The organism is Kitasatospora sp. NPDC001175 (assembly GCF_053598215.1).
The window spans coordinates 1-1835 of sequence record NZ_JBSFJU010000201.1; the positions used below are offsets into that span (position 1 = coordinate 1).

At 66.0% G+C, this 1835-nt stretch carries 4 protein-coding genes; all 4 read right to left on the bottom strand.

Annotation, left to right across the window (positions count from 1 at the left end):
• Window positions 1-90: 90 nt before the first annotated feature.
• On the bottom strand, window positions 91-213 hold the full coding sequence (locus ACWDAK_RS41105) for a hypothetical protein (RefSeq protein WP_427396342.1): 123 nt from the start codon (window positions 211-213) through the stop codon (window positions 91-93).
• A gap of 133 nt (window positions 214-346) precedes the next feature.
• The gene (locus ACWDAK_RS41110) at window positions 347-499 is read right to left on the bottom strand and encodes a hypothetical protein (protein ID WP_427396343.1); all 153 of its coding nucleotides are present in this window, start codon (window positions 497-499) and stop codon (window positions 347-349) included.
• A 2-nt stretch (window positions 500-501) separates the two neighbouring features.
• Window positions 502-780 carry a hypothetical protein gene (locus ACWDAK_RS41115; RefSeq protein ID WP_344640735.1) on the bottom strand — a complete coding sequence of 93 codons (279 nt, stop codon included), beginning with the start codon at window positions 778-780 and terminating at the stop codon, window positions 502-504.
• Window positions 781-931: 151 nt separating this feature from the next.
• A complete protein-coding gene (locus ACWDAK_RS41120) occupies window positions 932-1768 on the bottom strand; it encodes a helix-turn-helix domain-containing protein (protein WP_427396344.1) in 837 nt (278 codons plus the stop codon).
• Window positions 1769-1835 lie beyond the last annotated feature (67 nt).

Consider the following 1835-nt stretch of genomic DNA (forward strand, 5'->3'; position numbering starts at 1 on the left):
AGATTCGACAAGCGCGGCTACGTCTACCTCGGCACCGTCACCGCAGCCGCACTCGTCATCTGGCTTCGCTCGTGATCGCCAGGACACTGCCTAGTTGGTGCGCTTCTTGGGCCTCGCGCAGCGTCGCGCGGGGCCGGTCCGGGTGCCGGAGGCCGGGACCATCGGGCCCGGCGGCTTGTCGGGACCGGGCAGGGGAATGGGAGGTGTGGTCATACTGGACTCTCCTCTCACTGAGGCGAGCCGGCTGCTGATCGGCGGCCGGGTCGTTCGGTGGCGTGGACCCGCTCCGGTCGGACGGCCTGGCAGCAAGTCGGCCGGGGCGGGGGCTCATTGGGGCTGGCGCTGTTCAGTGCCGACGTGCCGACATGAGCAGCGTGGCCGCCAGGAGAACGACGCAGGCGCTCGACAGGACGTACGCGATGAGCGACCCGAGCGGATCCGGGCATTGCCGCTGTCGGCGCTCGGCGACCTGGCGGTACTCAAGCTGCAGGTCGTCCACGGTCAGGCCACCGGCTTCTCGCGGCGGACGCGCACGAGATGAGATCGCCCGGCCATCGCGAAGCTCAGGACCATCTCACCGCGAGCGAGGTGGTCCTCAACCCGCTGCTCGGCGCCTTCGCCGAGGAAGTACCGGTACGCCTCGTGCTGTTGCCAGCCGAGCGGCAGCTCCCGGAGGGACGCCCACAGTGCGGCCAGTGCGTCGGACAGGCGGCTGAACGTGGCTGGTGCGGTGATGTCTTCGATCTCGACGACGATCCGTGCTTCCGTCGATGTGGGCACTGGCCGCCTCCGTACTCCGGGTTGGGCTCAACGGTGGGTTGTGGGATCGACACCACAACCTGGTTAACCAGGACGGTAGGGCGTGGGGCCATGCAGGACGGCCAGGATTTCTCCGGATTTCTACGGCCCTTTCCAGTCTTCTGGATGTTGCTCACGTCGACGCAAGAGCTCCCCGGGCACGAACGACCAGGCGATGAGCTGATGGACCATACACAGCAGTCTTGTTGAGCCTGTTCCAGATAGCGGAGTACAGGGCCACGTCGGCGTCGTCGTCCAGCCACATCTCCGTGTTCCAGGTCTCAACGATCACCAGGCGATCATCGAAGATCCAGAAGCCGTGCTTCGGCACCACTGTCACCGGGGCGCCGAGCGGAACGATTCCTAGTGTCACGGTATCCATCCCCAACAGTCCCGTGAGTCTGTCGAGTTGCGTTATTAGAACTTCAGGCGGGCAGATTCGGACGTAGAGCGCTGCCTCGGCCAGAATGAACTGGAAACGCTTTCCCGGTTCGTACAGCGCCTCCTGGCGGCGGATTCGGGCACGCACGCCTTCTTCGATGTCCCGAGGGGTGCCGTGGAGATCCGTGAAGTGGGTCAGAACCGAGCGGGCATACTCGGCGGTTTGGAAGACTCCCGGGATGATGCCGCTCTCGTAGCCCCGGGTCACAGTGGTCTCACGGGTGTGGGCGATCCCAGCCTCCTGCCGGGCACGATGGCCCCCGGCAAGCAGGCGCTTCCAGGTCCGATACCGGGACTCCAGGCCGTGCAGCCGCCCCTTCAACTCGGCGACGGCATCGGGTTGTCCGGCGGTCTTGGCCCAAGTAACAAGGTCGGCGATGCTGGGTGTCTGCTTGCCGTTCTCCAGCTTGGAGACCTTCGAAGCCGGCCAGCCGAGCTGTACAGCAAACTCGCGGCCGGTCAGACCGGTCTCGGTGCGCAACTCGCGGAGTCGCGCACCGAGGTGAGCTTCCCCCGAGATGCGGCGGATGGTGACAGCGGGTCAGATGGGCCTCATGAGAGGACCCGAGGCCATGGCCGCCCCGAAGAAGTACCCG

Excerpts from the sequence above, each read along its gene's own strand:
- ACWDAK_RS41105 (WP_427396342.1), bottom strand. The coding sequence starts at position 213 with ATGACCACACCTCCCATTCCCCTGCCCGGTCCCGACAAGCCGCCGGGC.